This window comes from Streptomyces fractus, from assembly GCF_049844455.1.
Taxonomy (GTDB): Bacteria; Actinomycetota; Actinomycetes; order Streptomycetales; family Streptomycetaceae; genus Streptomyces; species Streptomyces fractus.
Map to the genome: position 1 here is coordinate 4903746 of NZ_JBMYHI010000002.1, position 22587 is coordinate 4926332.

Genomic DNA, 22587 nt, shown 5'->3' on the forward strand with positions numbered 1-22587 from the left:
CCGTCCTTGTGATGCTGCCGGAACCTCAACGCCCCTCTTCCGCCGACCACGGTCCGCCCTGCAGCCCTTCCAGTCCCTCCGGAGAAATCCCCTCGTGACGCACGATCGCCACCACGCCGATCACAATTCTGGCGTGCCGCCGCTTGCTTCGAAGTCGCCTACGCTGCTGCGACGTTTGCAGCGGGCGTTCGGACGGACTGCCTCCGGCGGAGCCAGTAGTACCCCGAGTCCGACTCAAGGCCGGTCTTCGGGGGTCTCCGCCCCGGGGGTGGCGGAGGAGGCCCGGCACCAGGGGGCGCCGGACCGGGAGGACGTGGCCGAGGGCGGCCCCGACCCGGACGAACTCCACGCCGCCCAGAGCGAGATCCTGCACCCCGCACGTACCGCCGTGGCAGTCGCCGGCGAGCCCACTGTGAAGAGCGTCCAGCCCACGATTCGCCGGTTCACCGGCGACAAACGAACAACACGTATCGGCCCCCTCCGCTTCACCGCCGACGAACTCGCCGCAATCCAACAGGCCACCACCGAGCACGGCTACAAGGGCGACTCGGGCTTCGCCGCCGATGTCGTGCTGGCCTTCGTAACTGGCCGGTTCTCCGCGAATCTGCCCCTGTCCGAGGACCGCCGCCGCACGCACATGTTCCGCGCCCAGGTCCTGCGTCAGCTCAACCGGATCGGTGTCAACGTCAATCAGATCGCCCGAGCTCTCAACAGCGACTACACCCCATCCGACATCCGTAGTCAGCTGACCGAACTCCAGGTGCTGCTGGAGCTGATCGTCGAGGCCCTACGGCGGCCCGCCGAACCGATCGGGCCGGAGGAAGAGAAGGGCGTCGCGTGATTGCCGCCATCAAACCGGGCGGGTCCAACACCCGTGGTCTGCTCGCCTACCTCTATGGCCCCGGCCGCCAGGACGAGCACCTTGATCCGCACATTGTCGCGGGCTTCGCGATGCTCGGCATGCCCGACCCGGGCCGCGACGAGAACGCCACCCTCACAGAACTCGCCCGCTACCTGGATGAGCCGGTGCGCTTGCGCAACAGCGAGTTCGGTCGACCCGTCACCGGCCACGTGTGGCACTGCCCCGTGCGCGCCGCACCCGAGGACCGTTACCTCTCGGACGCCGAGTGGGGCGAGATAGCCGGGCGCATCGTCGAGACCGTCGGCATCGCCCCGCCCGGCGACGATCTGGCCTGCCGTTGGATCGCCGTACGCCATGCCGATGACCACATCCACATCCTGGCCACCACGGTCCGCGAAGACGGCCGCCGCCCGGGGCTCCACAACAGCGGCAAGCGTGTCGGCGACGCATGCCGTGCGATCGAAAAGAACTACGGGCTCCGGCAGTTGAAGACGGGCGACGGCACCGCCGCCCGTCGTCCCACCCAGGCCGAGATGCACAAGGCCGAGCGCCTCGGCTGGAGCCGGACGAGCAGGGACTGGCTCGAAGAGCGCATCCGCGCCGCGCTCCCGCACGCAGCGACCGCCGAGGAGTTCCTGGCCTACCTCGAAGCCGACGGCGTGATCGTCAAGGCGAAGCGCGGGCCGTCCGGAGACATCCTTGGCTACGCCGCGGGACGCCCCGGCGACCTGAACGGTGACGGTGAACAGATCCTCCACCCCGGCGGCAGGGTCGCCCCCGACCTGTCCCTGCCCAAGATCGCCACTCGCCTCGATACGGGCGACCGCCCTGAGGAACACCCCACTGCACGCCGCAATAGCCCCGATACCCCTTGGCAGCGGGCCATCGACACCCTCGACTCCTTCTCCACCGGTCTCGGCGACGATGCCGAGGCGCAGGCCCACATCACCGCCCTCGGAGACCTCATCGAGGCGACCGCACAGGCAGTGCCCGCCGAGTCGCACGTTGAACTGCGATCCGCAGCCCGCGTGTTCGCGCGAGCTCAACGTTCCCGGGTTCGGGCCGACGACCGTGCCGCTCATGCCTTGCGCGCCGCTGTCCGCGACATCGTCCACACCGCCACCGGTCCCGACGCGAGCGCGCTGGCTACCTTGCTCGCCGCCATGGTCTGGGCCGCCCGCCTGGGCGAACGCTGGCACGAGGCCAAGCGCCACGCTCAGCAGGCCGAGGCGGCAGCCACGGCGGTCGCCCACCTTCAGGCCGCAGCCGACGCAGCCCTTGCACCGGTCCTGGGGGAGCTCGCGGCGCGTCAGCCTCGCCAGGCGGCCCGACACGTGCTCGCCCACGACGTGCGCAACGTCGTGCCCGCGCACGCCGAACGCATCCTTGCCGACCCCGCCTGGCCTGCCCTGACGACCGCCCTCACCGACGCCGAAGCCCGTGGTCACCGGCCCGACCAGCTCCTCAAGGCGGCCGCGGCGCAACGCGAACTCGACACCGCCCGTCAGCCCGCCCGGGTCCTGCTCACCCGCATCCAGCACACCAGCCGGAACCCAGCCGTCAACCGACGGGCCGAAGCCGCCAGGCAGCGCTCGACCACGTGGTCGCCGGCGGCCGGCGGTGCGGCGCCGCCCGCACAGCAGTGGGCCCGTCCGACCTCCGCTCCAGTGCGGGACAACCGGCCTCGGCGGCAATAGTTCAGTGGCAGCGCCGCCTGTGAGGGCGCCCGTGTCCTTGGAGACCGGGCGCCCTCGGGGCGGTCAGCCCTTGGTCGGAACGATGAAGCCGCGTACCGGCTTCGGTTCCGGGTCGCGCGAGGGCGGCTGTTGCGTGCGTTTCCAGGCTGCGACCAGTTCCGCGTACCGGGGGTCGATCCACTCGGACATGCGTCACCTCCGACATCAGCCTAGGGGCGCGGCGGGTGGTTGCGGGTAGGGCATCGGGCGGATCGTGCACTCGGGCGCGTGCTGACACTTCGCCGCCACCGACGCCAGGATCTCGTCGGACGGCGGGCCCCACAGCTCGGGATCCGCCCGCCATCCGAGTTCGGCGATCTTCTCGCGGGTGCGGTTGAGGATTTCGGGGTCGTAGTGCGTGGGGTCGTAGCCCGGGTAGTGGTGGACGAACCGGCCGAGCTGCTCGCACAGTTCGCCGTACGGCGCGGTGTGCAGGATCAGCGCGTGCCAGCCCTCGTCGACGATGCGGGACGGCGCGAGTGCGGTGTCCGGGTTGATGGCGCACGCAGCGACGAATGTGATCGCTTCCTCGACGATGCGGCCGGCCAGCTCGCCGGTCATGCCGGGGTTGGCGTCCAGCACGGTGCTGCGACAGCTCTCGAACGTGGCGTCGGGGAAGAGCATGCGGGCCATGACGGGGATGGGGCCGGGGTTCGGCGGGCCGGGCATGGGCTGGGGTTCACAGGCTGCGCCTCGTAGCCGCGTTCGACGAACACCGCTCCTTCGAGACGATCGGCTGCCTGGTGCGGATTTCGCCTACGCCCCAGGTAGGAGACCGGACCGGCATCGCGGTACCGGTCGCAGCCCGGTATTCGCATCATTCGACCCACGGAATGGCGGGGATTCGTTCCTAATAACGCAACAGTTTCCAAGATCGCGGGGAATCTTCCCGGAGTTACTTTTCCCTCCTGATTGAGCACGCGACGTTAGTTTTCCGGTGCTTTGCTCCCTTGGCTGGCTTGGGTCCTCAGGCCCGGCGGACCGTTGCCATCGAAGTCAGCCGATCGCAGCACCCCGCGCTGCTAGGGAGAATTTTCCGTGAATGTCATGACAACGGCGCACGCGCCGCGGGACCGGCGAGCTGCCACGCTCGTCATGGCCTGCATCGGTGTGTTCGTCGGCTACCTTCCAACGAACACAGTCTCGGTGAGCCTGCCCGCCATCCAGCGGGCGCTGGACGCATCCACCTCGCAGCTGTCCTGGGTCACGGACGCGTTCGTCCTGCCCTTGGCCGCCCTCATCCTCACCGCCGGCGCGATCGGCGATGTCCACGGCCGTAAGAAGGTCTATCAGGCCGGAATGGCCTTCAGCGCGGTGGGCGCGCTGATCGCGCTGTGCTCGCAGTCGGTTCAGATGGTGTGGGTCGGCCAGGTCTTCGCCGGTGTGGGCTCCGCCGCGCTGCTGCCTACCACCCTGGCGATGATCAGTCACGCGGTTCCAGACCACCGCGAGCGGGGCAAGTTCATCGGGATCTGGGCCGCGTCACTCATGGCATCTCTTGCGGCGGGCGCCCTGCTGGCCGGCGCCGTGCTGGACCACTTCGCATGGCGGTGGATCTACCTCCTGCCTGCCGCCGTTCCTGTGGCCGTGCTGGCTTTGTCGGTGAAACTGCTGGCCGAATCGCGCGCGCCGGGTTCACGGCGACTCGACTGGGGCGGGCAGATCACTGCCGCACTCTCCATAACGGCCCTGGTGTACGGAATCATCGAGGGCGGCGCTGGATCCTTCACCGACGTAAAGGTCATGGTCGCCCTGTTCACCTCGGTGGTCAGCGCCGTGGCGTTCGTCCTGGTCGAGCGCTCCAGTAACAGCCCCATGCTGGATCTGACGCTGCTCCGCAGTCCTGCGTTCACCGCCACCACACTGATCTCGATGATCACGTTCCTGGGCCTCATCGGGTTCTTCTTCACGCTGAGCCTGTACTTCGGCATGGTGCAGGGCCTCACCACGTTCCAGGGGGCGTGCCGGCTCGCGGTGATCACGGGTGTGCCACTGTTGCTCGGCGCTCCGGTGGGCCGCTTGATGAAGCGGTTCTCCGCGCGACTGCTGATCTCAGGTGGGCTTGTGGTCATCGCGGGTGCGCTGCTGATGCTGACCAGCATCGGCGCCAACACCTCTTACCTCTCCCTGGTCTGGCGACTGGCCCTGCTCGGTGCCGGCCTGGCCCTGGTGGTGACACCGCTGACCGCCACCGCCGTCAGTTCGGTCCCCTTCCCCCAAGCGGGCATGGCCGCGGCGGCGAACAACGCCTTCCGTCAGGTCGGCGGTGCGCTCGGCCCCGCCATTCTCGGAGCGATCCTTTCCGCCAAGGCCGTGAACGCCCTGCCCGGTCACCTCACCGACGCCGGCCTGCCCAAGGCAGCGGCAGACCACCTCGCCTCATCAGCAGGTGCCCACGGGCTGGACACGATCGCCGGCATGAACCTCGGCGCAGACCAGGCACGCATCCTGGGAGCGGTGTCCAACTCCTTCCTCGACGGCATCCATCTGTGCCTTGTCATCGCCGCCGTGCTGACGCTTCTTGCCGCCGCGGTCGGCGCGGCCATGCTGCGGCAACCCAAGCAGCCAGCACCTCCGGTCGCTGGCCGGACTCCCGCCCCCGGCCAGCAGCCTTCTACTGTCCACTTCGCCGCGGCCAGCCCGGAAGAGACTCGGTCGCACAGTGCCGCAGTGCCCTCAAGTAGCCCCTGAGCGGCTGGAACATCACCCAGACGGACCGGAACAGGGCATGAGGCGGACACCTGATCCGGTGCGGGCGCCCTCCGTGGGGACGGGCCGGCGCCACACGCGAGCTCCGGGACAGGCCATTGCCGTCCCGGAGCTCGCTGCCTGTTACACGGACGGCACGAATCGCCCACGCAATGACCTCGCTCGTGAGGCAGCCCCCTGCCTGTGGCACGACAATGCCTCAGGCAGCCACTTCAGGGCAGGAGACAGCCAGTGGATTCCCACCCACTCGACACACTCGACCGGAAACTGCTCCACGCGCTACAGCTGGACGGACGGGCCCCGTTCAGCCGCATCGCCGACGTCCTCGGCGTCTCCGACCCGACCATTGCGCGGCGGTTTCGCAGACTGCGCACCGCCGTCAATCTCCGTGTGATCGGCATGACCGACGACACGCTCCTTGGCCAACAGAGCTGGCTCGTTCGGCTCCGCTGCACACCCGACATGGCCGAGCAGCTGGCCAACGCACTGGCCAAGCGCCCCGACACGTCACACATCGACCTGGTTTCCGGCGGCACCGAAGTGCTGTGCACGATGATGCCGCGCAGCCAGCAGGAACGTGACGAGCTCCTCTTCCATCGCCTCCAGCGCACGCCCCGCGTCATCTCTGTCGATGCCTACTGCCTGCTGCACACCTTCTATGGCGGCCCGCTCGGCTGGCTCAACAAGAATCGCGCGCTGAACGCCGACGAGGAGGCGGCACTGCGCCCGCCCCACGTCGAACCTGCCACCGCGCCGGTCACCCTCGACGAAGCCGACCAGGCCCTACTCGCGCAATTGCGGCGCGATGGACGAGCCACATTCAGCGAACTGCAGCACAGCACAGGCGTACCGGAGTCCACGGTCAAGCGGCGTCTTGAGCGTCTGCGTGCCGCGGGCATCCTCTACTTCGATGTCCAGCACGACATCGCGCCTCTGGGCCAAGGCATTGACACCATGCTGTGGCTCACGGTTGCACCGTCCGCCCTCGACGAAGTCGGACGCACGCTCGCGGAGCATCCCGAAGTCCACTTCGCTGCGGCCACCAGTGGCAGCGTCAACATCATCGCCTCCGTCGGCAGTGCCGACACCCGCGAGCTGTACGCGTACTTGAGTAAGAAGATCGGTGCTATTGACGGGGTTCGAGCCGTCGAAACCTCGCTCACCCTGCGCCAGGTCAAGCAACTCACCTATGAGCCCACCCGCTGACGACCGATGACAGCAAGTCGACCGAGTCAGCAATTGGGTATAGCCCCTCATTAAGACGCAGGAATATATCCTCTCGATTGCGGCATAAGGGATTTTCGCTAGGGTTATCTCATGGCGTCGCAATCGGAGGAGGAGGTGCTGTGGGCTCCGAGCCCCTACCCCTCCCACACCGCCACGGTACGGCGGTCTATCGCAGTCACGCCGGAGTTCGCTGCGGATGGCCTGGCCGGGAACCGCCTCCATCACGTTGCGCAACGGCCCGCTGCTAGCAATCTGCTGCGCATGTCGTCCGGCGCCAAGAAGACAGTCTGCGAGCCCGTGTTCCGGCCCCAGATCGCGAAGGCAACCGAGGAGACACAACGCGTCGGCAGCGGGCCTGCTACCTTCCTGGCCGCCCGGTGCGCAGGTCGCCTCGGCGCCTCCCTACCCGCTCTTGACCGGCGCGCGATCGCCGGACCCATCACCGAGTGCCGGCGGAACGCGCCACCCACCCCGACTGCCTGGCACCCCGGCGCACGAGAATCACGTGATCACGGCGCCACGCCCGCCGCAGCCGGGCGCCGCATCAGCGCCCCTTCGCAAGCGGCCACTGCGAACACGTGACCACTTCACCGGCCAGTCGGCCGTATCTGCGCGAGCGAGCCGAGGACGCGACCTCAGTCACGTTTGTCGAGCTCTTCTTCGACCTCGTCTACGTGTTCGCTCTCACCCAGATCTCGCCGCTCTTGCTGCACGACCTGAGCTGGACCGGGGCTTTCCACGCAGCGCTGCTGATCCTCGCCATGTGGCAAGGGTGGATGTACTCGACATGGATGACGAACTGGTTCGACCCCGAAACCCTGCCGGTCCGCATGGTGCTGATCGCCACCATGCTCCTGAGTCTGATCGCCGCATCGAGCGTGCCAGGCGCTTTCGACGACCGGGGCCTATGGTTCGCCGGCTCCTACGTGGTCATGCAGATCGGCCGAACCCTCGCGGTGCTGTGGCTCAGCCGCCACAACCCGGCACTACGCCGCAACTTCCAGCGCATCACCATCTGGTTCACCGCCTCCGCCGTACCGTGGATCATCGGAGGCTTGACCGAGGGCGCAGGTCGCGAACTCCTGTGGCTGACCGCCGTAGTCATCGACAACATCGGACCGTTCATCGGTTTCTGGGTCCCCACGCTCGGCAGATCCGGAACCGGAGACCAGGACATCACCGGCTCTCACATGGCCGAGCGCTGTCACCTCTTCATCATCATCGCCCTGGGTGAATCCATCCTCGTCTCCGGCTCCGCCTTCGCCGACCATCCACCCACCGGGAACACACTCCTGGCTCTGATCATCGCGTTCCTCACCAGCGTCTCCTTGTGGTGGATCTACTTCGACCACTCCGCGCACCTGGGCGCGCAGGCCATCGCGGCCGCCGATGACCCAGGACGCATCGGCCGCAGCGCCTACACCTATTTGCACATCCCGATGGTCGCCGGGATCATCGTCACCGCGGTCGGCGATGAACTGACCATCGCCGAACCCCATCACCCGATGACCATCCCGATCGGCTCCGCCGTACTCCTCGGCCCGTCCCTGTTCCTCGTCGGACACCTGTTCTTCCGCCGTACGGTCTCCGGAGGCTGGGTCACCTCACGCCTCATCGGTCTCGCGGCCCTCCTCCTGCTCATCCCGATTGCCACCTTCACCGCTCCGGTGGTTCTCGCGTCCTTGGCCATGCTGGTCGTCATGACTGTTGCAGCCAGCGACACGCTCCACGGGCGGGGTCTCGACAAGAAGCCCGCCTCGTAGCGACACACCACTACATCAGCAGCAGGAGCTCAGTGCCCGAGCGCTAGTCCAGCGCCGCGCCCGTGGGTTCTGTACTTCGATGTCGACGTCAACCCCGCTCTGCTGATTCTGTGCCCACCGGGGCTCATGTGGCTGACCGTGCAGCCTGGAGCGCTCGAGGCGGCCGGGCGTGCGCTTTCGGAACACTCGGAGTCGCGTTCACCGCGGCAACCACCGGCCAATCCACCCTGTCCGTCAGCGTGCTGTGCGCGAGCAGCGGTGCGCTGTACGACTGCCTGCCGGGCACGCTGGCATCCCTGCCAGGGCTGCTTTCGGTAGAGATGGCACCGATACAAGGGGGCCAAGCAGGCCACTCCCGTCGTCGAAAAGCGCCACCAGCAGCACATTCCCGTCAAATTCCGCCGATCTTGAGTATCTGTCTTCTGTGCCGTACCCGACCTGAACCAGCCTGTTGGTGCGCGCAGGGACCTGCGTGCCCGCTTGAACCGGCAGAGCCGCTGCGGCCGTTCCGACTTTCCCCGACACCGCAAGTCAATCGAACGTTAGGAAGGATCTCGTGATGAAGATCGGCATCGGCCTGCCGAACGGCCTGGCAGACATTCCCGGACCGATGATCGCTAAGTGGGCTCGCCGCGCGGAGCAGCGAGGGTTCGAGTCGCTGGCCACCACCGACCGTCTCATTTACCCGGGTATGGATTCACTCGTGAGCCTGTCACTGGCCGGCGGGGCCACCAGCGAGATCTCCCTCGTCACCAACATCCTGCTCGCCCCGCTGTACCCACCCGCCATCCTCGCAAAGCAGTGGGGAAGCCTTGCCCATGCCACCGGGAACCGGATCACCCTCGGCCTTGCCCCCGGACCGCGCGAGGACGACTACATCGCCGCAGGCGTCGACTACGGCGCACGGGGGAAGATCCTGGACGAGCAGGCCGAGTTCCTGCGTGACGCCTGGGCCAGGAGAGCCGAAGGAACCGCGATCTGTCCGGGCCCCGTACGCATCCCGGTGCTGTTCGGCGGGTCCTCCGCTGCGACAGTCAGGCGTGCCACCACGCTGGGCGACGGTTGGGTCGCGGGCGCGCTGCGGGACTATTCCGGTCAATCACAGTTCGCCGACCGCATCCGGCGGGCATGGCAATCAGCCGGTCGTTCAGGCCACCCGCAAATGCACGCCGCAGTCAATTTTGCCCTGGGAGACAACGACGTCACCGAGGCCGGGCGGCAACACCTGGGCCGGTACTACGGGTTCATCCCGCAATACGCCCAACTCAACATCACCGATCTGATCACCTCGCCGCGGGACGCCCAGGAAACCGTGCGGGCGTACCGCGACCTCGGTTTCGACCGGCTCCTCTTCCACCCGACCGTCGGCTCCCTCGACCAGGTCGACCGCCTCGCCGATGCGGTGATGTGAACACTTCCGTATGCCGAGCCGAAACTGCGCAGCTTGTACCCGTTCACCAGCCACTGGGCACTCCGCTTCTCGACCACCACGCGACCTGACTTGGCCCCCACCGGGCCGTGCCTCACGGCAAACAGCGACAGCACGTATGGGGTGGGAATCCGCAACCCCTTCGGCTTCCGCCCCTTGGCGGAGGCGCGGCTTCCCGGATGACGCCTCGGATGGGCTGCGCAGGGACTTCTTGGCTACGGCGCCCCGGACGACGTGCACGGAACCACCTGGCTCAGCGAGATTCACAGCGCAGAAAACGTACGCCTCGTCGTCTTGTTTCACTGACACGCGACTGAGCGCTCCAATTGGCGAACGGTGCCTACTGGACCGCTCAGTCACAGTCATGTTGATGCAGGCTGACGCCGGACAGCTGAGGGCGATCGAGGACGGCCGGGCCGCCGGCGTGCCGTGGCACCACTTCACCGAAGCACCGCGACGACCCGGCCGAGCGCGCACGGATCACCGGGCGGGTGGAGCGCTTCGTCCGAGCGGTCCATGCCGGGCGGCGCAGTCAGTCCTCCAGCACTACCGTGGACGCCCGCCCGCCGGGCCCGCGCACTCGCCACCGAGCTCACCTTCTAGGAACGGCCAAAGATTCCCGAGCAGGTCCCGCGTTCCCAGTCTGGGAACCCAACGCGGCGCGGGCGTCGACGAACACCCGCGGCTGTACCGCCCGCTGAACCAGCTCCGCGTATTCCGTCACCTCGGGAACCGGATTGCGTCGGTTCCTCGGAGGAGGCGTAGTGGTCCTCAGTGAGCAGCGTGCCCCTGGCGCCCTTCGGGAACGGCATCCTGATCAGCCCGGACGGCAGATTGCAGGTCAGGAAGAGTTCCCTCCAATCCGGGACTCCATTGCGCGGACCGCCAGGCCCCTCCACGCCTCGATGCGTGGCCGCGCCAAGACGTCGGCGGGCGCTGCCTCGTCGAACTGTACGGCGGCCGAGGCTCCCGCCCAGGAAGGCCCAGGACCATCAGCAGTGCAGGGCTGGTTCCGGCTTCGCTCCCTTCTCCAGCGACTTCACCAGCGTGAACAGCTCGCTGGTCTGGGGGTCGTGCTCCAGCCGGGTGTTAACCGACGCGACCGCCGCACGATATGCCGCGAGCTGCGCTGGACTGGCTTGCCCTACGACCAGCCCTCCCGCGCAGAGTTGACCGAGTTCGTCTGCGTCCTCGGACTGCAGGTCCGACATCGTGCCGTCGAAGACGGCGGCCGCAGCCCGGGTTACCGCTCGGCGTTGCTGGGGGCTCAGGCTCTTCAGTGTGGTGTCGCTGATGAAGGGGACGAGCATGCGCGGCCACAGCACCTGATTTCCCGTGAGGTACTTCTTGGAGGAGATGTAGCCCTCGTGGTTGAAGGAAGGGATCGAGGACTCAACCCCGTTCATGCCGCTGACCGACCCGGCCAGCGGATACCAGCGGGTGCGTGCGCCCAGAGCGTGGAAGGTGCTGTCTGCCAGCTTCGACTGCACCACACCGACGAGCCGCCCGTGCAGATCAGCGGGCGTCGGGGCCGAGTGACTCGCGGTGAACAGGTAGCGGAACTGGCCCGGGAGCAGGCCCAGGCCGGTGATCCGCGGGACTTGCAGCGCGGTGCCCAGCCGCTTGTAGAGGGGGCTCTTGAACAGCCGTTCCTCGGCTGCGTAACTGGTGACCAGCTCTGGCGCGCTGAGTATCCGCACCGGGCCGGGGAAGGCCCGCGTGCCTGCCACCCCCAGATCCGCTTTGCCCGCCTGGACATCCGCGATCGTGCCGTCCTCGAAGGCGCGTTGGCCCTTGCGCCACTCGTACTTGGGGTCGATCTGCAGGGATCCCTCGGTCGCCTCGCCGACCTGTTGGATGAAACTGTCCACCGAAGACGTGGTGCCGTAGGGCACGGCCATCGTCAGATAGACCACCTTCGGGGACTCTCCCGCCGAGGGGGATGTGGACTGCTGCACCTTCGGTGCGCCCGACGTGCAAGCGGCGAGCGCCAGCAGCAGCGCTGAGACTCCCAGGACCTTCCTCACCGTGACACCTCCCTGCGCCCTCGGGCGCTCCTTCGTTCACGGTTCAGCCCGCGCGTCCGACGCAGGATCGCCCGTTAGCGCCGGGCCGAGGACTCCGACCGCCCCACGCAGCACCAAGTCGTGCAGCAGGAGCACGGACACCTCGTTCGACAGCTCCGCGTCGTCCGCTGCCACGAGGACCGCCCCCGGCGCCGACCCGGCAAGCGGTGCTCCTGCACCGCGGGCACCTCCTCCGTCGGCTCGGCGTCATCGACTCAGCCGGCCCATGCGGTGCACGCGCTCAACCGCAGCGCGCCTCCCGATGCGCCCGCCGTCAACCTGGCGATCGCGGCCCCGTCCGCGTGGGTGCCGACGATCGCCTCCCGGGCCAGTCAGGTCTTGCCCGCCCCCGCCGGCACCATGACGCTCAAGGCGGCACTTCGTCGCGATGTGCCAGCAATGGGATGCGGATCCTCCACCCTGACCTACCAGCGGCCAGGTTCTCCTCAAGGCAGCAGGCTATGCCCGAACAGCGGGTCAGTAGCCCTGCCCTGCAAGAAGTGGGAGCCCTTCCTCCCGAGCGCCGCCCCCGAGCAACGGCGCGGCGCCACGGACGGTGGCCCCAGGACGTTGTTGACGGGTGCGGCTCTCAGATTGTTCGCGTCGGACTTGCGAATCGCAGCGGTACCGTCACCGCCTCAGCGGCGCGGCCCGGATTCTGTGACGCTCGGCTCAATACGCATTTCGTGCCATTCCCCGTATCACTCGACCAGAACATGATGAGCCGACCAGCCTTGTCCCCGGAGGAAGCGAGACGGCGCATGAACAGGTCCTCAGTGGCTCGTCGGTGCTTGATGGCAGGCGTCGTGTTGGGTGCGGTGGCGGTTCCTGCGCTGCCGGCACAAGCGGCTCCAGCCTCGGTCTCTCGGTTCTCGATCACGAATACCGAGACCTTCACGGCGCCCTTGGAGGGCTGCCTCCCCGAGGATCAGCAGGGCACGGTGACGCTCACGGAGACCTCCACCGGACAGATGGTCAAAACCGCTGCAGGCGTCATAACCGTGCACGGCCAGGACGCTTACGACTACCGACTCACGTTCCCCGACGGGAGGTACGTGCAGAGCGGGATCGACCGAGACCTGTTCACCTCTGTGGTGAACCCGCCGCATACGGTCTTCAATGTGGTGACTCAAGACCGGCGCACCATCTACGCCGCTGACGGGACGCCAGTGGGCAAACTCTCCATCCACGCCGGTAACCACGTCACTTACGACGACCTCAATGGCAACCAGAGCCCCGACCCTGGGGAGATCTCGGTGGAGCGCGACTACTTCCGCCTCAGCTGCCAGTAGGACGACAGCGAGGGGTGACGAGACCAGAAGTCCGGTCCGCTTCGGGGGCCAGCGCCTTGGACGCCATGTGCGGTGGGGCCCTCCCCACTTCATCAAGGCCCGCGCAAGGCGCGGCCGGCCTCTCCTTGTCTTCGCTACCCGCTAACGGCGTTCCCGCTCGTGCAGCAAGGTCAGCGGCGGCACTCGCCTCGGACGCGACCGGGCGAGGGCTCCGCGACCTCGCTCGCATCCACAGCATTCAGCTCTTCGGCCGCGTCGTCCGCGCTGTCGACGCAGGCACTGGCTCTGCCCTCTCGCAGTTCCTGCTCGACCTCCGCGAAGATCCCGCCACCGATACGCCCACACGTGACCTGCTCGTCGACCTGGTTGGCCTCCTGCTACAACGCCGCGATCTGCTCGTGGAGTTCGGCGGCACGCGCCTCGAGATCGTGCAGGCGGCGCTTCATGACAGCGACGGGGCACGGCGGACCTCGGGCTCGGTGACGAGGACACCGGCACCCGGCATGTCTCCCCCGAAGATCACAAGCGGCAAACAGCCAGTTCAGACACGTGATGGCTTGGGAAACAGCTAGTTAGCCCCAGAGGGAAGCCCGCGCGACTTTTCGCAGGCGGTCACGTTCGCGCAGACGACCCCGCCGTAGTGTGTCCGTCCGGTGTTGCCGCGGGATTCCATGTCTACTGCCGCATCTGAAAGTTCGAGGCTACGAAATCTCTGGTGCTTCGAACTCAAGACCCTGACCGCTACCCGAAACGCACACGGTGTTCCTGCCGGGCGCCACCTCATCCGCACCTCCTCCGTCGATCTATCGCTCGGCCTGCGAATCGGAGCGGTTCCCGACATGCACCCGTTCACAGAAGGTGATTGCTGCCATATCCTCCGTGCAGGAAGCCAGGCGTGACGGGGGCCGTGCGATGCGGTGGTGGCGACATGGCATTTGGCTGGGAACGGTGGCGGTCACCGGGATCGTGCTGCTCGTGGCGCTGCGCAACGGGGACCTTGGCAACACCTCATCGCTGACGGCCGTACTCGGTTTCGGATTGTCGGTCGTCGGATTGGCCGTCAACCTCTGGCGTGACAGCCCCGCCGGCGGCGAGCCCGCTCGCGGAAACGCGTCGCAAGAGCGGCTTGAGCGGCTGGCCGAGCGCCTGGCAGAGGCAGTGGAGGAGCAATGGCGCACGGAGTGGCGGCTACGCCGACTTCAAGATCCCTATCCGCTCCGGGTCCAGTGGTCGCCCGCTGAGGCATGGCTCGCCGACGCCCCCGACGGCACCGCCCATCCCATGGATCCGGATTCTCAGCTCGATGGCCTGTCGGCTGCCCTCGATGCCATACCCTCGCGGCGGCTCGTGGTCCTGGGAGGCCCCGGCAGCGGCAAGACCGTCCTTGCCGTCCGCTTCACGCTGGACAGGCTCGCATGCCGCGCCTCCGGCGATCCCGTGCCGGTGCTCTTCCCCTTGTCCGGCTGGCAGGCCGACCGGCAGCCACTACGGGACTGGATGGCTGCCCACTTGGCTACCACGCATCCAGGCGCCCCGTGGACCCGGGAGCTATTGAGGGCCGGTCTCGTGCTGCCCGTCCTGGACGGGCTGGACGAGTTGCCAGAGTCGTCGTGGGGCATGGCCCTGCGGCGACTCAACTCCGAACTTGACCCGGGTGAACAGGTGTTGGTGACCTGCCGTACCGAGTCTTACGCGAAGGCCGTGGAGACCGGGGACGTGTTCACGGCAGCTGCGGTCGTCGAGCTGCGCCCGCTCAGCTTCGAGGTCGCGAGTACATACCTGGTGCGCACCGCCCGGCCAGTGCGCGGAGCAGGCGGACGGCGCTCTACCTGCTGGGATCCGGTCGTTGCTGAGCTGCGGGCTGACTCCGACACGTTGCTCGCCCAGACCCTGCGCCAGGCGTTCGGCACACCCCTGATGGTGGCGATGGCCCGGGCCGTCTACGGCGACACGGGAAAAGATCCGGCCGAGTTGTTGGACGGCCGGTTCGCCGACCCGGCCGTGCTGGAGCAACACCTGCTTGAGGCGTTCGTTCCTGCCGCCTTCGCCGACAGCCCTCACGCCGACCGGGCGCGCGACTGGCTCGGTCATCTTGCCTCCCACATGCAACGGCAGACCACCCGGCGGCTGGCATGGTGGCAGCTGCGCCTTGAACTGCCCTGGCCCTTACGCCGACTGGGACCGATTCTGCTGCTGGGGTGCGCGGCCGTGGTCATCAGTACCGTGTGGACCCCGACGCTGGGCGCGCTCGCGCCACTTGTTACAGGCGCCTTCGTCGGCGGTGTGTGCTTCGGGTACCTCGTGCTCTCGCACGGCCGCGCCCGGACTGTCGGCTCCCGCGATCGGCGGGGGGTGCTGCGCGCGACGGTCTTCGTCGCCGTCAGCGCAGTGCCGGTGGGGGCGGCGGTGGGCTGCACAAGCAGCACCAGCCTGACGTGGGGCACCTTTCTCCCATACGCAGATGGGAGCGCGGGATGGTTCGGCCCAGTCGCGTTGGCCGTCGCGGTTGGCCTGGCCACGGCCACCGCCCTCGCCGTATTGGGGGTCGTCGGCGAACCACTCCCGTCCCACACGCCGTTCAGCAGGCGCCGTCACGTCACCTTCGTGGTGATCGTACTGCTGGCCGCGGCCGTCGCCTTCGTGCTCCCGCTATTCTTCTTCGCCCCTGTCTGGGTCGGCGCGGTGAGCGCGGTGCTGATCGGTTGTCTGGTCGCCATAGGACTGCGTATCAATCCGGGGGGCACAGCGCGAATAGCGCCGCCAGGGGCCGTCGGGCGGACCGTTCGCGGAGGGGTACGGCGCCCGTTGGTGCGGGGGCTGTCGACCGGCCTGCTGATCGGTCTGTCCCTGGGGGCGGCCTTTGGCATTGCCGATGCCACCGCGCTGAGCATCCGCGCCACCGTACGCGAGGAGTTCCCCCATGGGACCGTGCACCGCCTGGCTGATGGCACCCGCTACGTGATCACCCCCGACAGATGGCTTCACGGCCTGCGTCCCAACGGCGACCGGTACCTGCGCACACCCGGCCCGGTCGACGGCGTGGTGGAGGAAGACGCCGACGGTACCCGGTACGCGTCCACCGCTGCATCCCCTGAGGGCGCCGCGCACTGGGACTGCTCGTACGCAGTGCGTTGCACCCCCTTCCACGGCCGCATCGAGCTTCGCCTGCGCGCCCCCCTGGACAACCCCGAGGTCAGACTCCCGAACGGCACGTACGTCGAGGATTCCGACTTCCAGAACGAACCGCCCGGCCGCTCGGCAGAATGGCTGTACGCAGCACCTCCCGGCACCCTCTTTGGCGGCACCCTGGCACTGGCGCTGACGGTTGGCCTCACACTCGGCCTGGTCAGCGGTCTGGCCTCCGGTTTCCACACCTGGCTGGTCTTCCCGGCCGACACCGCACGAGCCGTCAGCCCGCAATCGGGGTTGGCTACCGACCGGGCCACCGTCATCACCCGGGGAGTCACTCTGATTGCGTTCGGCATCGGCGCCGCGATCCTGACAAGCGGCCTCCTCGTTGATGCAATGGAGCAATGGCAGTACGTCGGGGTCTCCTTGCTCGCCTGGGTACTCGTCGGCCCATTCGCCGTTGTCATCAGCGCCTGGGGCTGGTTTCTCGTGACCCGACTGTGGCTGTGCGGTAGCGGGCGGCTTCCCTGGCGTCTGATGGCGTTCCTGGACGAGGCTCATCGGCGTGGCGTGCTCCGACAGGCTGGTGCCGCATACGAATTCCGGCACTCGCGACTGCAGGAGCAACTCGCTTCCACCCCAAGGCAGCAACCGACACAGCTGTAGCGAGCCGGCTAAAGGGTTTCCCGTACGAGAGTGCGGTATACGAGCTGCGGCCTTCATTGAGGCGTTGCTACCGAGCTGCCGCGCAGCACCTGTCCTTTCGCGTACCAGCCGGCCAACCCCTGCCACAAGATCACTTCAGGTCGAGCTGGGCAACCGCCGGGGCCCCGGGGCAGGACGGGACGAGCCCCGACGGCCAGCGTCCGTCCTCGTAACCCGTCTGGTCCGCCGTCTCTCCCACCAGCGCAGTCACCCCACTGGCCTGCTGCGTCAGGAACTGGGTGAGCGTACAGACCCTCTCGAAGGGCGGCCGACTCACCGGCCGCAGCCACGACAACGGGGACGACCGCTTCGACCTCTGGCTTGCCGCTCGCGGCATGCGGCAGAACAAGCGTTGTCGGTTCGGGGCTAGCTATTGCGGGTCAGGACGTTGTCGACGGTGCTGTTGGCAACGACTTGGGTGGGTAGCTGCGCAGGACGAGTGAGTTGGTGACTCGTCCATAACGGGCGAGGGAGTCCACGACCTGTTCGAGGTGTTCGGCGTGAGAACAGTGCACGTCGAGCAGCAGGCAGTCCTCGCCCGTCACACGGAGGGCTCCTTCGATTCGGTCGGCCGACGGCACTACCCGAGCGTCCGGAGGCGCTCAACCGCTTCCTTAAGGACATCGACCCGCTTGCAGAAGGCGAAGCGCACCTGGCTGCGGCCTGCCTCCGGATCGTCGTAGAAGACCGAGTTGGGGACCGCGACCACGCCGGACCGCTCCGGAAGCCCGCGGCAGAAGGCCAGGGCGTCCTTCTCGCCGAGGCCGGCGATGTCGGTGGTGATGAAGTACGTGCCCTCGGGGCGGAAGACTTCGAAGCCCGCCGCCGTGAGCCCGTCGGCGAGGATGTCGCGCTTCGCGCCCAGGTCCTCGCGGAAGCCGGTGAAGTAGTCGTCCGGCAGGCGCAGCGCCTCCGCGACCGCGTACTGGAACGGTCCGGCCGATACGTACGTCAGGAACTGCTTGGCCGTGCGGACCGCGGTGAGCAGGGGTGCGGAAGCGGTAACCCAGCCAACCTTCCAACCCGTGAACGAGAAGGTCTTGCCAGCGGATGAGATCGAGACCGTACGGTCACGCATCCCGGGGAGGGAGATGAGCGGGATGTGTTCGGCGTCGCCATACGTCAGGTGCTCGTACACCTCGTCCGTCACCACGATCAGGTCCCGCTCGACAGCCAGTTCGGCGATGGCCGTCAGCTCCTCCCGCGTCAGCACCATGCCCGTCGGGTTGTGCGGGGAATTGAGGAGGAGCAGGCGGGTGCGGTCGGTCACCGCGTCGCGCAGCGCGTCGAGGTCCGGGCGGAAGTCGGGAGCGTGGAGGGTGAGCGGGACCCGGGTGCCGCCCGCCATCGCGATGCTGGCCGCGTACGAGTCGTAGTACGGCTCGAAGGCGATGACCTCGTCGCCCGGCTCCAGGAGCGCCAGCATGGTCGCGGCGATGGCCTCGGTGGCGCCCGCGGTGACCAGGACCTCTGTGTCCGGGTCGAAGGTCAGGTCGTAGAAGCGCTGCTGGTGGTCGGCGATCGCAGTGCGCAGTTCCGGGATGCCGGGGCCGGGCGGGTACTGGTTGCCGCGGCCGTCGCGCAGTGCGCGGACTGCTGTCTCCCGTACGGACTCGGGGCCGTCGGTGTCCGGGAAGCCCTGGCCCAGATTGATCGCGCCGGTCTTCACAGCCAGCGCCGACATCTCGGCGAAGATCGTCGTGCCGAACCCGTCAAGGCGTCGGTTCAGCAGCGGCCTGTCGCCCATGTCTCCACCATCTCTTCCTGCTCTGTGTGCCTGATGCCGGTCGTTCGCACCCCCATCCTCTCGGACGGCCGAGGGCACGATCACGCGCAGGTGGCGAAATAGGTAGGCGAAACGGGGTTGACCCATCCGACCTTCCAGCCGGTGAACGAGAACGTCTTGCCGGCGCTGCCGATGGTGACCGTGCGCTCGCGCATGCCGGGGAGCGTGGCGAGCGGGATGTGTTCGGCGTCGCCGTAGGTGAGGTGCTCGTAGACCTCGTCGGTGACGACCAGGAGGTCGCGTTCGACGGCGAGTTCCGCGATGGCGGTCAGTTCGGCGCGGCTGAGGACGGTGCCGGTCGGGTTGTGCGGGGTGTTGATGAGGAGGAGGCGGGTGCGGGGCGTGATCGCGTCGCGCAGTTCGTCGAGGTCGAGGCGGAACGATGCGTCCCCGTCGGCGGTCGGGCGGAGGGTGACCGGGACGCGGGTGCCGCCCGCGAGGGCGATGCTCGCGGCGTACGAGTCGTAGTAGGGCTCGAAGGCGATGACCTCGTCGCCGGGTTCGACGAGGGCGAGGAGGGAGGCGGCGATGGCCTCCGTGGCGCCCGCGGTGACCAGGACCTCGCGGTCGGGGTCGAACTCCATGCCGTAGCGGCGCTGCTGGTGGGCGGCGATCGCGGTGCGCAGCTCGGGGATGCCGGGGCCCGGCGGGTACTGGTTGCCGTGGCCCTCGCGCAGCGCCCGTACGGCGGCCTCGCGCACCTGCTCGGGGCCGTCGGTGTCGGGGAAGCCCTGGCCGAGGTTGATGGCGCCGGTCCGCGCGGCGAGCGCGGACATCTCGGCGAAGATCGTTGTCCCGAACTCGGCGAGGCGGCGGTTGAGCAGGGGGCGAGGGCTGTTCGGGGTGACGGTCATGGCGGCCATCCTGCGCCGAACCTCTGGAGTTCCTCAACTTTGCTTTGGCGTGCTCCGGGCGGGGGCATTCCCCTGTCACGCCCGCACGGGGCGGCCCCTCGGGGGATTCGGGGAAGAGAAGGGAGGGCCGGTGATGGGGACGTTCTTCATCGTGGTCTTCGTTGTGCTGGTGGTCGCCATCGTGCTCGCAACGGCCAAGGCGGGCGGCAGCGGCCCCTCGTCCAGTACCTCACTGAAGAAGAAGCGGGCCGGCCGGAGCAGCTGGTGGGCCGGTGGCGGGGCGGCGAGCGGAAGCGGCAGTTACGGCTGCTCCTCGTCCGGTGACTCCGGCGGCGGCCATCACGGTCACTCGTGCGGCGGCTCCTCCTCCTGTGGCGGCTCGTCGTGCGGAGGCGGTTCGTCGTGCGGCGGTGGCGGTGGTGGCTGCGGAGGCGGCGGAAGCTGACGCGTCGCGTCCGGTGCGTGCGGCCCGCGCGGAGACGACTGACACGGGGCAGTCGGTCCGCGTGGGCCGCACGCTTGTCCGGATGTGCCCTCGCAGGTTGTGCGCCGGGCGCGAAAGGTGCTCGTGGAAGTTGAACAGTTGAGCTGTCCTGCCCTCGGGGGGATGGAAACCCTCCGAAGTTGGGTAAAAACGCTGTGGTGGCGTCGCCCCCCATGATTCCCTTTAACCGTCAACGCAGCCCTCGTACTACGTAGTTATCGCGTTCGCGTGGGCACGAGCCGGCTCCATTGCCCCAGCCGGCCCCACCTCCCTTTGCGTGCTAGCGGAGCCGACCCATGCTCACGACCCTGAACACCGCCTATACCGACACGAGCGCGGCCGACCTGGCCTGGGCCCTCGGCCGGGAGCCGTTGCCCGCGCTCGCCACGCTCGACCTCGACATCGACGATGCCCGGCTTCAGCTGAGGCTGCTCGGCGCCTCTCACCAGGTGCTGCTCGAGGAGGAGCGCGGCTCCTGTTCCGAGACCGTGGCGTGCATTCCGGGCAGCAGCACGCCGCTCCCGCTGGGCGTCGCGAAACGCCTCGGCGACTGGGAGTACGAATTCGCGGCCCGCGTCGAACACTTGACGGCAGGTCAATTCGCGGGGCGCGCGCAGGAGTTGCTCGCTCTCGTCGCCGACCATCCGAACGGTCTGGCGGGTGTCTTCCCCGGCAGCCCGCACGCCTTCACCGCGATGCTCGCGCAGCGGCACGAGGGTCAGGTGCGCTGGCGTACCTGGCACGCCTACCCGCAGGACGGCCAGTTGGTCGCCACCCGCACGCGGGTGGGCGCGCGGATGCCGGTGGCCGCCGCCCTGTAATGGCGCGAGCCCGGCGTAGTCGCGCGAGCCCGGCTCGCGGTGGTGGCGCAGGTCGCGGGTATGCCTGCGGTACATCGGTTCCACACGTGTGGGTGACTGGACGGAGTCGGGCGGTGACGTAGCGTTCCAGGCGTGATCGAACCGCACCCACCCGTGACGACCCGAGGACCCACGTCCCTGGGCGGCCCGGTCCGGTCCCCGCTCCCGGTGAAGCCGGGCACCGGCCGCCTCCTCGTCCTCGCGGGAGTCTTCGTCTGCGCGGCCTGCGGACTGGTCTACGAACTCGAACTGGTGGCGCTCGCCTCGTACTTGATGGGCGACTCGGTCACCCAGGCCTCCGTCGTGCTCTCCGTCATGGTCTTCGCGATGGGCCTCGGTTCGCTCGCCGCCAAGCGGCTGCGGCTGCGCGCCGCGGCCGGCTTCGGGATGATCGAGGCGCTGCTCGCGCTCGTCGGCGGATGCAGCGCGATGGCGCTCTACGCGGTGTTCGCGTGGACCGGGGACTGGGGCGGGGCCTGGGCGGACGGGCCGCGGTGGCTGCTCGTCGGGTTCTCGCTGGCCATCGGGGTGCTGATCGGGGCCGAGGTGCCGCTCCTCATGGTGCTGATCCAGCGGATCCGGCGGCAGGACGCGGGCGGGGCGGTGGCCGACCTGTTCGCGGCGGACTATGTGGGGGCGCTGGTCGGCGGACTGGCGTTCCCCTTCCTGCTGTTGCCGCTGCTCGGGCAGTTGACCGGGGCGCTGCTCACCGGGGCGGTCAACGCGGTGGCGGGGGCGGTGCTCGTCCTCGGCCTGTTCCGGCGGGACCTGAGCCGGCGGGCCCGCTGGCTGCTGATCGTCGCGAACGTCACGGTGCTCGGCGTGCTCGCCACGTCCTGGGTCCTCGTCGACGACTTCGAGCGGGCGGCGCGGCACGCCCTGTTCGGGGCGGATGTGCGGGTCGCCGTGCAGACCGGGGTGCAGGAGGTCGTGCTCACGGGCGGTGGGCGGCGCCCCGCGTCGCTCTTCCTCGACGGACGGCTGCGGGCCGGCGGGGGCGAACGGGGCCGTCCCTACCGGCAGTTCGTCGGCCCCGCGCTGCACGGCGGTCCCCGCTCGCGGGTCCTGATCCTCGGCGGGGGCGACGGGCTGGCCGCGCGCGAGGCGCTGCGCGTGCGCGGGGTGCGGCGGGTGGACATCGTCGACCCCGACCCGGCGGTGGTGCGCCTCGCCCGGACCGACCCGGGGCTCAGCGAGCTGAACGGGCGGGCGCTCAGGGATCCGCGGGTGCGGGTGGTGACGGGGGACGTGTTCGGGTGGCTGCGGAGCGCTCCGCGGGTGCGGCCGTACGACGTGGTGGTGTGCGATCTGCCCGATCCCGGCAGCACGGCGAGCACAAAGCTGTATTCACAGGAGTTCTACGGTTTGGTGGGGCGGGTTCTCGCGGATCGGGGGCGAGTGGTGGTGCGGGTCGGAGGCAACCCAGCGCCGCTGGGAACGGCGACCGCGACGGTGCGCTCCGCGGGGTTGCGGGCGGTGGCGTATCGCGGCGACGGGGGTGTGGGGTTCGTCCTCGCGGGACGCCTCCGCCCACGGCCTCCGGCGGGTGAGCGGGTGGTGCGGACGGGGCCCGGGGACGCACCGTCGACGCTGGTGCATCCCCGTTTCGGCGACTAGGGGCGGGGCCGCCGACCGGGGGCTTCGGCTCCTCGGGGTGGTGCTTGTTGCGCGGCGCCGGCGCCCGG

Annotated in this window: 17 protein-coding genes and 2 pseudogenes; 12 read left to right on the forward strand and 7 right to left on the reverse strand. The window is 68.6% G+C overall.

The annotated features are described in order from the left end of the window. The first annotated feature begins 268 nt into the window (after nt 1-268). A complete protein-coding gene (locus tag ACP4E5_RS24220; protein ID WP_425832007.1) occupies nt 269-841 on the forward strand; it encodes a MobC family plasmid mobilization relaxosome protein in 573 nt (190 codons plus the stop codon). Then, nucleotides 838-2559, forward strand: coding sequence for a relaxase/mobilization nuclease domain-containing protein (locus ACP4E5_RS24225; protein ID WP_425832009.1), 1722 nt, complete (start codon nt 838-840; stop codon nt 2557-2559). Before ACP4E5_RS24220 ends, ACP4E5_RS24225 begins: the two co-directional genes overlap by 4 nt. 63 nt (nt 2560-2622) lie before the next feature. On the opposite strand, the gene ACP4E5_RS24230 is transcribed toward ACP4E5_RS24225, so the two are convergent. Both ACP4E5_RS24230 and ACP4E5_RS24235 read right to left on the reverse strand, forming a co-directional pair. After that, the gene (locus ACP4E5_RS24230; RefSeq protein WP_425832011.1) at nt 2623-2748 is read right to left on the reverse strand and encodes a hypothetical protein; all 126 of its coding nucleotides are present in this window, start codon (nt 2746-2748) and stop codon (nt 2623-2625) included. A gap of 15 nt (nt 2749-2763) precedes the next feature. After that, entirely contained in the window at nt 2764-3267 is a 504-nt protein-coding gene (locus ACP4E5_RS24235; protein WP_425832013.1) for a glycine-rich domain-containing protein, read from the reverse strand. A 378-nt stretch (nt 3268-3645) separates the two neighbouring features. Here ACP4E5_RS24235 and ACP4E5_RS24240 point away from each other — a divergent pair, with 378 nt between their 5' ends. The 5 genes and pseudogenes from ACP4E5_RS24240 to ACP4E5_RS24260 form a co-directional block, all read left to right on the forward strand. Then, nucleotides 3646-5289: an MFS transporter gene (locus ACP4E5_RS24240; protein WP_425841620.1), complete on the forward strand. Its 1644-nt coding sequence runs from the start codon at nt 3646-3648 to the stop codon at nt 5287-5289. A 249-nt stretch (nt 5290-5538) separates the two neighbouring features. Next, nucleotides 5539-6513, forward strand: coding sequence for an Lrp/AsnC family transcriptional regulator (locus ACP4E5_RS24245; RefSeq protein ID WP_425832015.1), 975 nt, complete (start codon nt 5539-5541; stop codon nt 6511-6513). Between the two features lie 599 nt (nt 6514-7112). Beyond that, nucleotides 7113-8297, forward strand: a complete 1185-nt coding sequence (locus ACP4E5_RS24250) for a low temperature requirement protein A (RefSeq protein WP_425832017.1) — start codon at nt 7113-7115, stop codon at nt 8295-8297. A gap of 559 nt (nt 8298-8856) precedes the next feature. Then, nucleotides 8857-9708: an LLM class flavin-dependent oxidoreductase gene (locus ACP4E5_RS24255; protein WP_425832019.1), complete on the forward strand. Its 852-nt coding sequence runs from the start codon at nt 8857-8859 to the stop codon at nt 9706-9708. A 21-nt stretch (nt 9709-9729) separates the two neighbouring features. After that, a pseudogene (locus tag ACP4E5_RS24260) lies at nt 9730-9909 on the forward strand (DUF6193 family natural product biosynthesis protein); the annotation flags it as partial. Between the two features lie 809 nt (nt 9910-10718). Here ACP4E5_RS24260 and ACP4E5_RS24265 read toward each other — a convergent pair. Next, nucleotides 10719-11753 (reverse strand): hypothetical protein, encoded by a 1035-nt coding sequence (locus ACP4E5_RS24265; protein WP_425832021.1) that lies wholly within the window; start codon nt 11751-11753, stop codon nt 10719-10721. 36 nt (nt 11754-11789) lie between these two features. Then, entirely contained in the window at nt 11790-11927 is a 138-nt protein-coding gene (locus ACP4E5_RS24270; RefSeq protein ID WP_425832023.1) for a hypothetical protein, read from the reverse strand. A gap of 659 nt (nt 11928-12586) precedes the next feature. Here ACP4E5_RS24270 and ACP4E5_RS24275 point away from each other — a divergent pair. Together ACP4E5_RS24275 and ACP4E5_RS24280 are read left to right on the forward strand one after the other, a co-directional pair. Next, nucleotides 12587-13084: a hypothetical protein gene (locus ACP4E5_RS24275; protein ID WP_425832025.1), complete on the forward strand. Its 498-nt coding sequence runs from the start codon at nt 12587-12589 to the stop codon at nt 13082-13084. 948 nt (nt 13085-14032) lie between these two features. Continuing rightward, nucleotides 14033-16879 (forward strand): NACHT domain-containing protein, encoded by a 2847-nt coding sequence (locus ACP4E5_RS24280; RefSeq protein WP_425832027.1) that lies wholly within the window; start codon nt 14033-14035, stop codon nt 16877-16879. 419 nt (nt 16880-17298) lie between these two features. On the opposite strand, the gene ACP4E5_RS45810 is transcribed toward ACP4E5_RS24280, so the two are convergent. From ACP4E5_RS45810 to ACP4E5_RS24290, 3 genes and pseudogenes are all read right to left on the reverse strand, one after another. Continuing rightward, complete coding sequence (locus ACP4E5_RS45810) at nt 17299-17499, reverse strand: Lrp/AsnC ligand binding domain-containing protein (protein WP_483030248.1); 201 nt, start codon at nt 17497-17499, stop codon at nt 17299-17301. Then, entirely contained in the window at nt 17499-18665 is a 1167-nt protein-coding gene (locus ACP4E5_RS24285; RefSeq protein WP_425832029.1) for a pyridoxal phosphate-dependent aminotransferase, read from the reverse strand. The genes ACP4E5_RS45810 and ACP4E5_RS24285 overlap by 1 nt, the downstream gene beginning before the upstream one ends. A 119-nt stretch (nt 18666-18784) precedes the next feature. Next, nucleotides 18785-19567, reverse strand: a pseudogene (locus ACP4E5_RS24290) (aminotransferase class I/II-fold pyridoxal phosphate-dependent enzyme); the annotation flags it as partial. A 124-nt stretch (nt 19568-19691) separates the two neighbouring features. Here ACP4E5_RS24290 and ACP4E5_RS24295 point away from each other — a divergent pair. The 3 genes from ACP4E5_RS24295 (at nt 19692) to ACP4E5_RS24305 (ending at nt 22519) form a co-directional block, all read left to right on the forward strand. Further along, nucleotides 19692-20003 carry a hypothetical protein gene (locus ACP4E5_RS24295; RefSeq protein WP_425832031.1) on the forward strand — a complete coding sequence of 104 codons (312 nt, stop codon included), beginning with the start codon at nt 19692-19694 and terminating at the stop codon, nt 20001-20003. Between the two features lie 335 nt (nt 20004-20338). Further along, nucleotides 20339-20863 (forward strand): DUF2617 family protein, encoded by a 525-nt coding sequence (locus ACP4E5_RS24300; protein WP_425832033.1) that lies wholly within the window; start codon nt 20339-20341, stop codon nt 20861-20863. 132 nt (nt 20864-20995) lie between these two features. Continuing rightward, nucleotides 20996-22519 (forward strand): polyamine aminopropyltransferase, encoded by a 1524-nt coding sequence (locus tag ACP4E5_RS24305; protein WP_425832035.1) that lies wholly within the window; start codon nt 20996-20998, stop codon nt 22517-22519. The last annotated feature ends 68 nt before the right edge of the window (nt 22520-22587 follow it).

Excerpts from the sequence above, each read along its gene's own strand:
- ACP4E5_RS24230 (WP_425832011.1), bottom strand. The coding sequence starts at position 2,748 with ATGTCCGAGTGGATCGACCCCCGGTACGCGGAACTGGTCGCAGCCTGG.
- ACP4E5_RS24235 (WP_425832013.1), bottom strand. The coding sequence starts at position 3,267 with ATGCCCGGCCCGCCGAACCCCGGCCCCATCCCCGTCATGGCCCGCATG.
- ACP4E5_RS24240 (WP_425841620.1), top strand. The coding sequence starts at position 3,646 with ATGACAACGGCGCACGCGCCGCGGGACCGGCGAGCTGCCACGCTCGTC.
- ACP4E5_RS24255 (WP_425832019.1), top strand. The coding sequence starts at position 8,857 with ATGAAGATCGGCATCGGCCTGCCGAACGGCCTGGCAGACATTCCCGGA.
- ACP4E5_RS24275 (WP_425832025.1), top strand. The coding sequence starts at position 12,587 with ATGGCAGGCGTCGTGTTGGGTGCGGTGGCGGTTCCTGCGCTGCCGGCA.
- ACP4E5_RS24285 (WP_425832029.1), bottom strand. The coding sequence starts at position 18,665 with ATGGGCGACAGGCCGCTGCTGAACCGACGCCTTGACGGGTTCGGCACG.
- ACP4E5_RS24295 (WP_425832031.1), top strand. The coding sequence starts at position 19,692 with ATGGGGACGTTCTTCATCGTGGTCTTCGTTGTGCTGGTGGTCGCCATC.
- ACP4E5_RS24300 (WP_425832033.1), top strand. The coding sequence starts at position 20,339 with ATGCTCACGACCCTGAACACCGCCTATACCGACACGAGCGCGGCCGAC.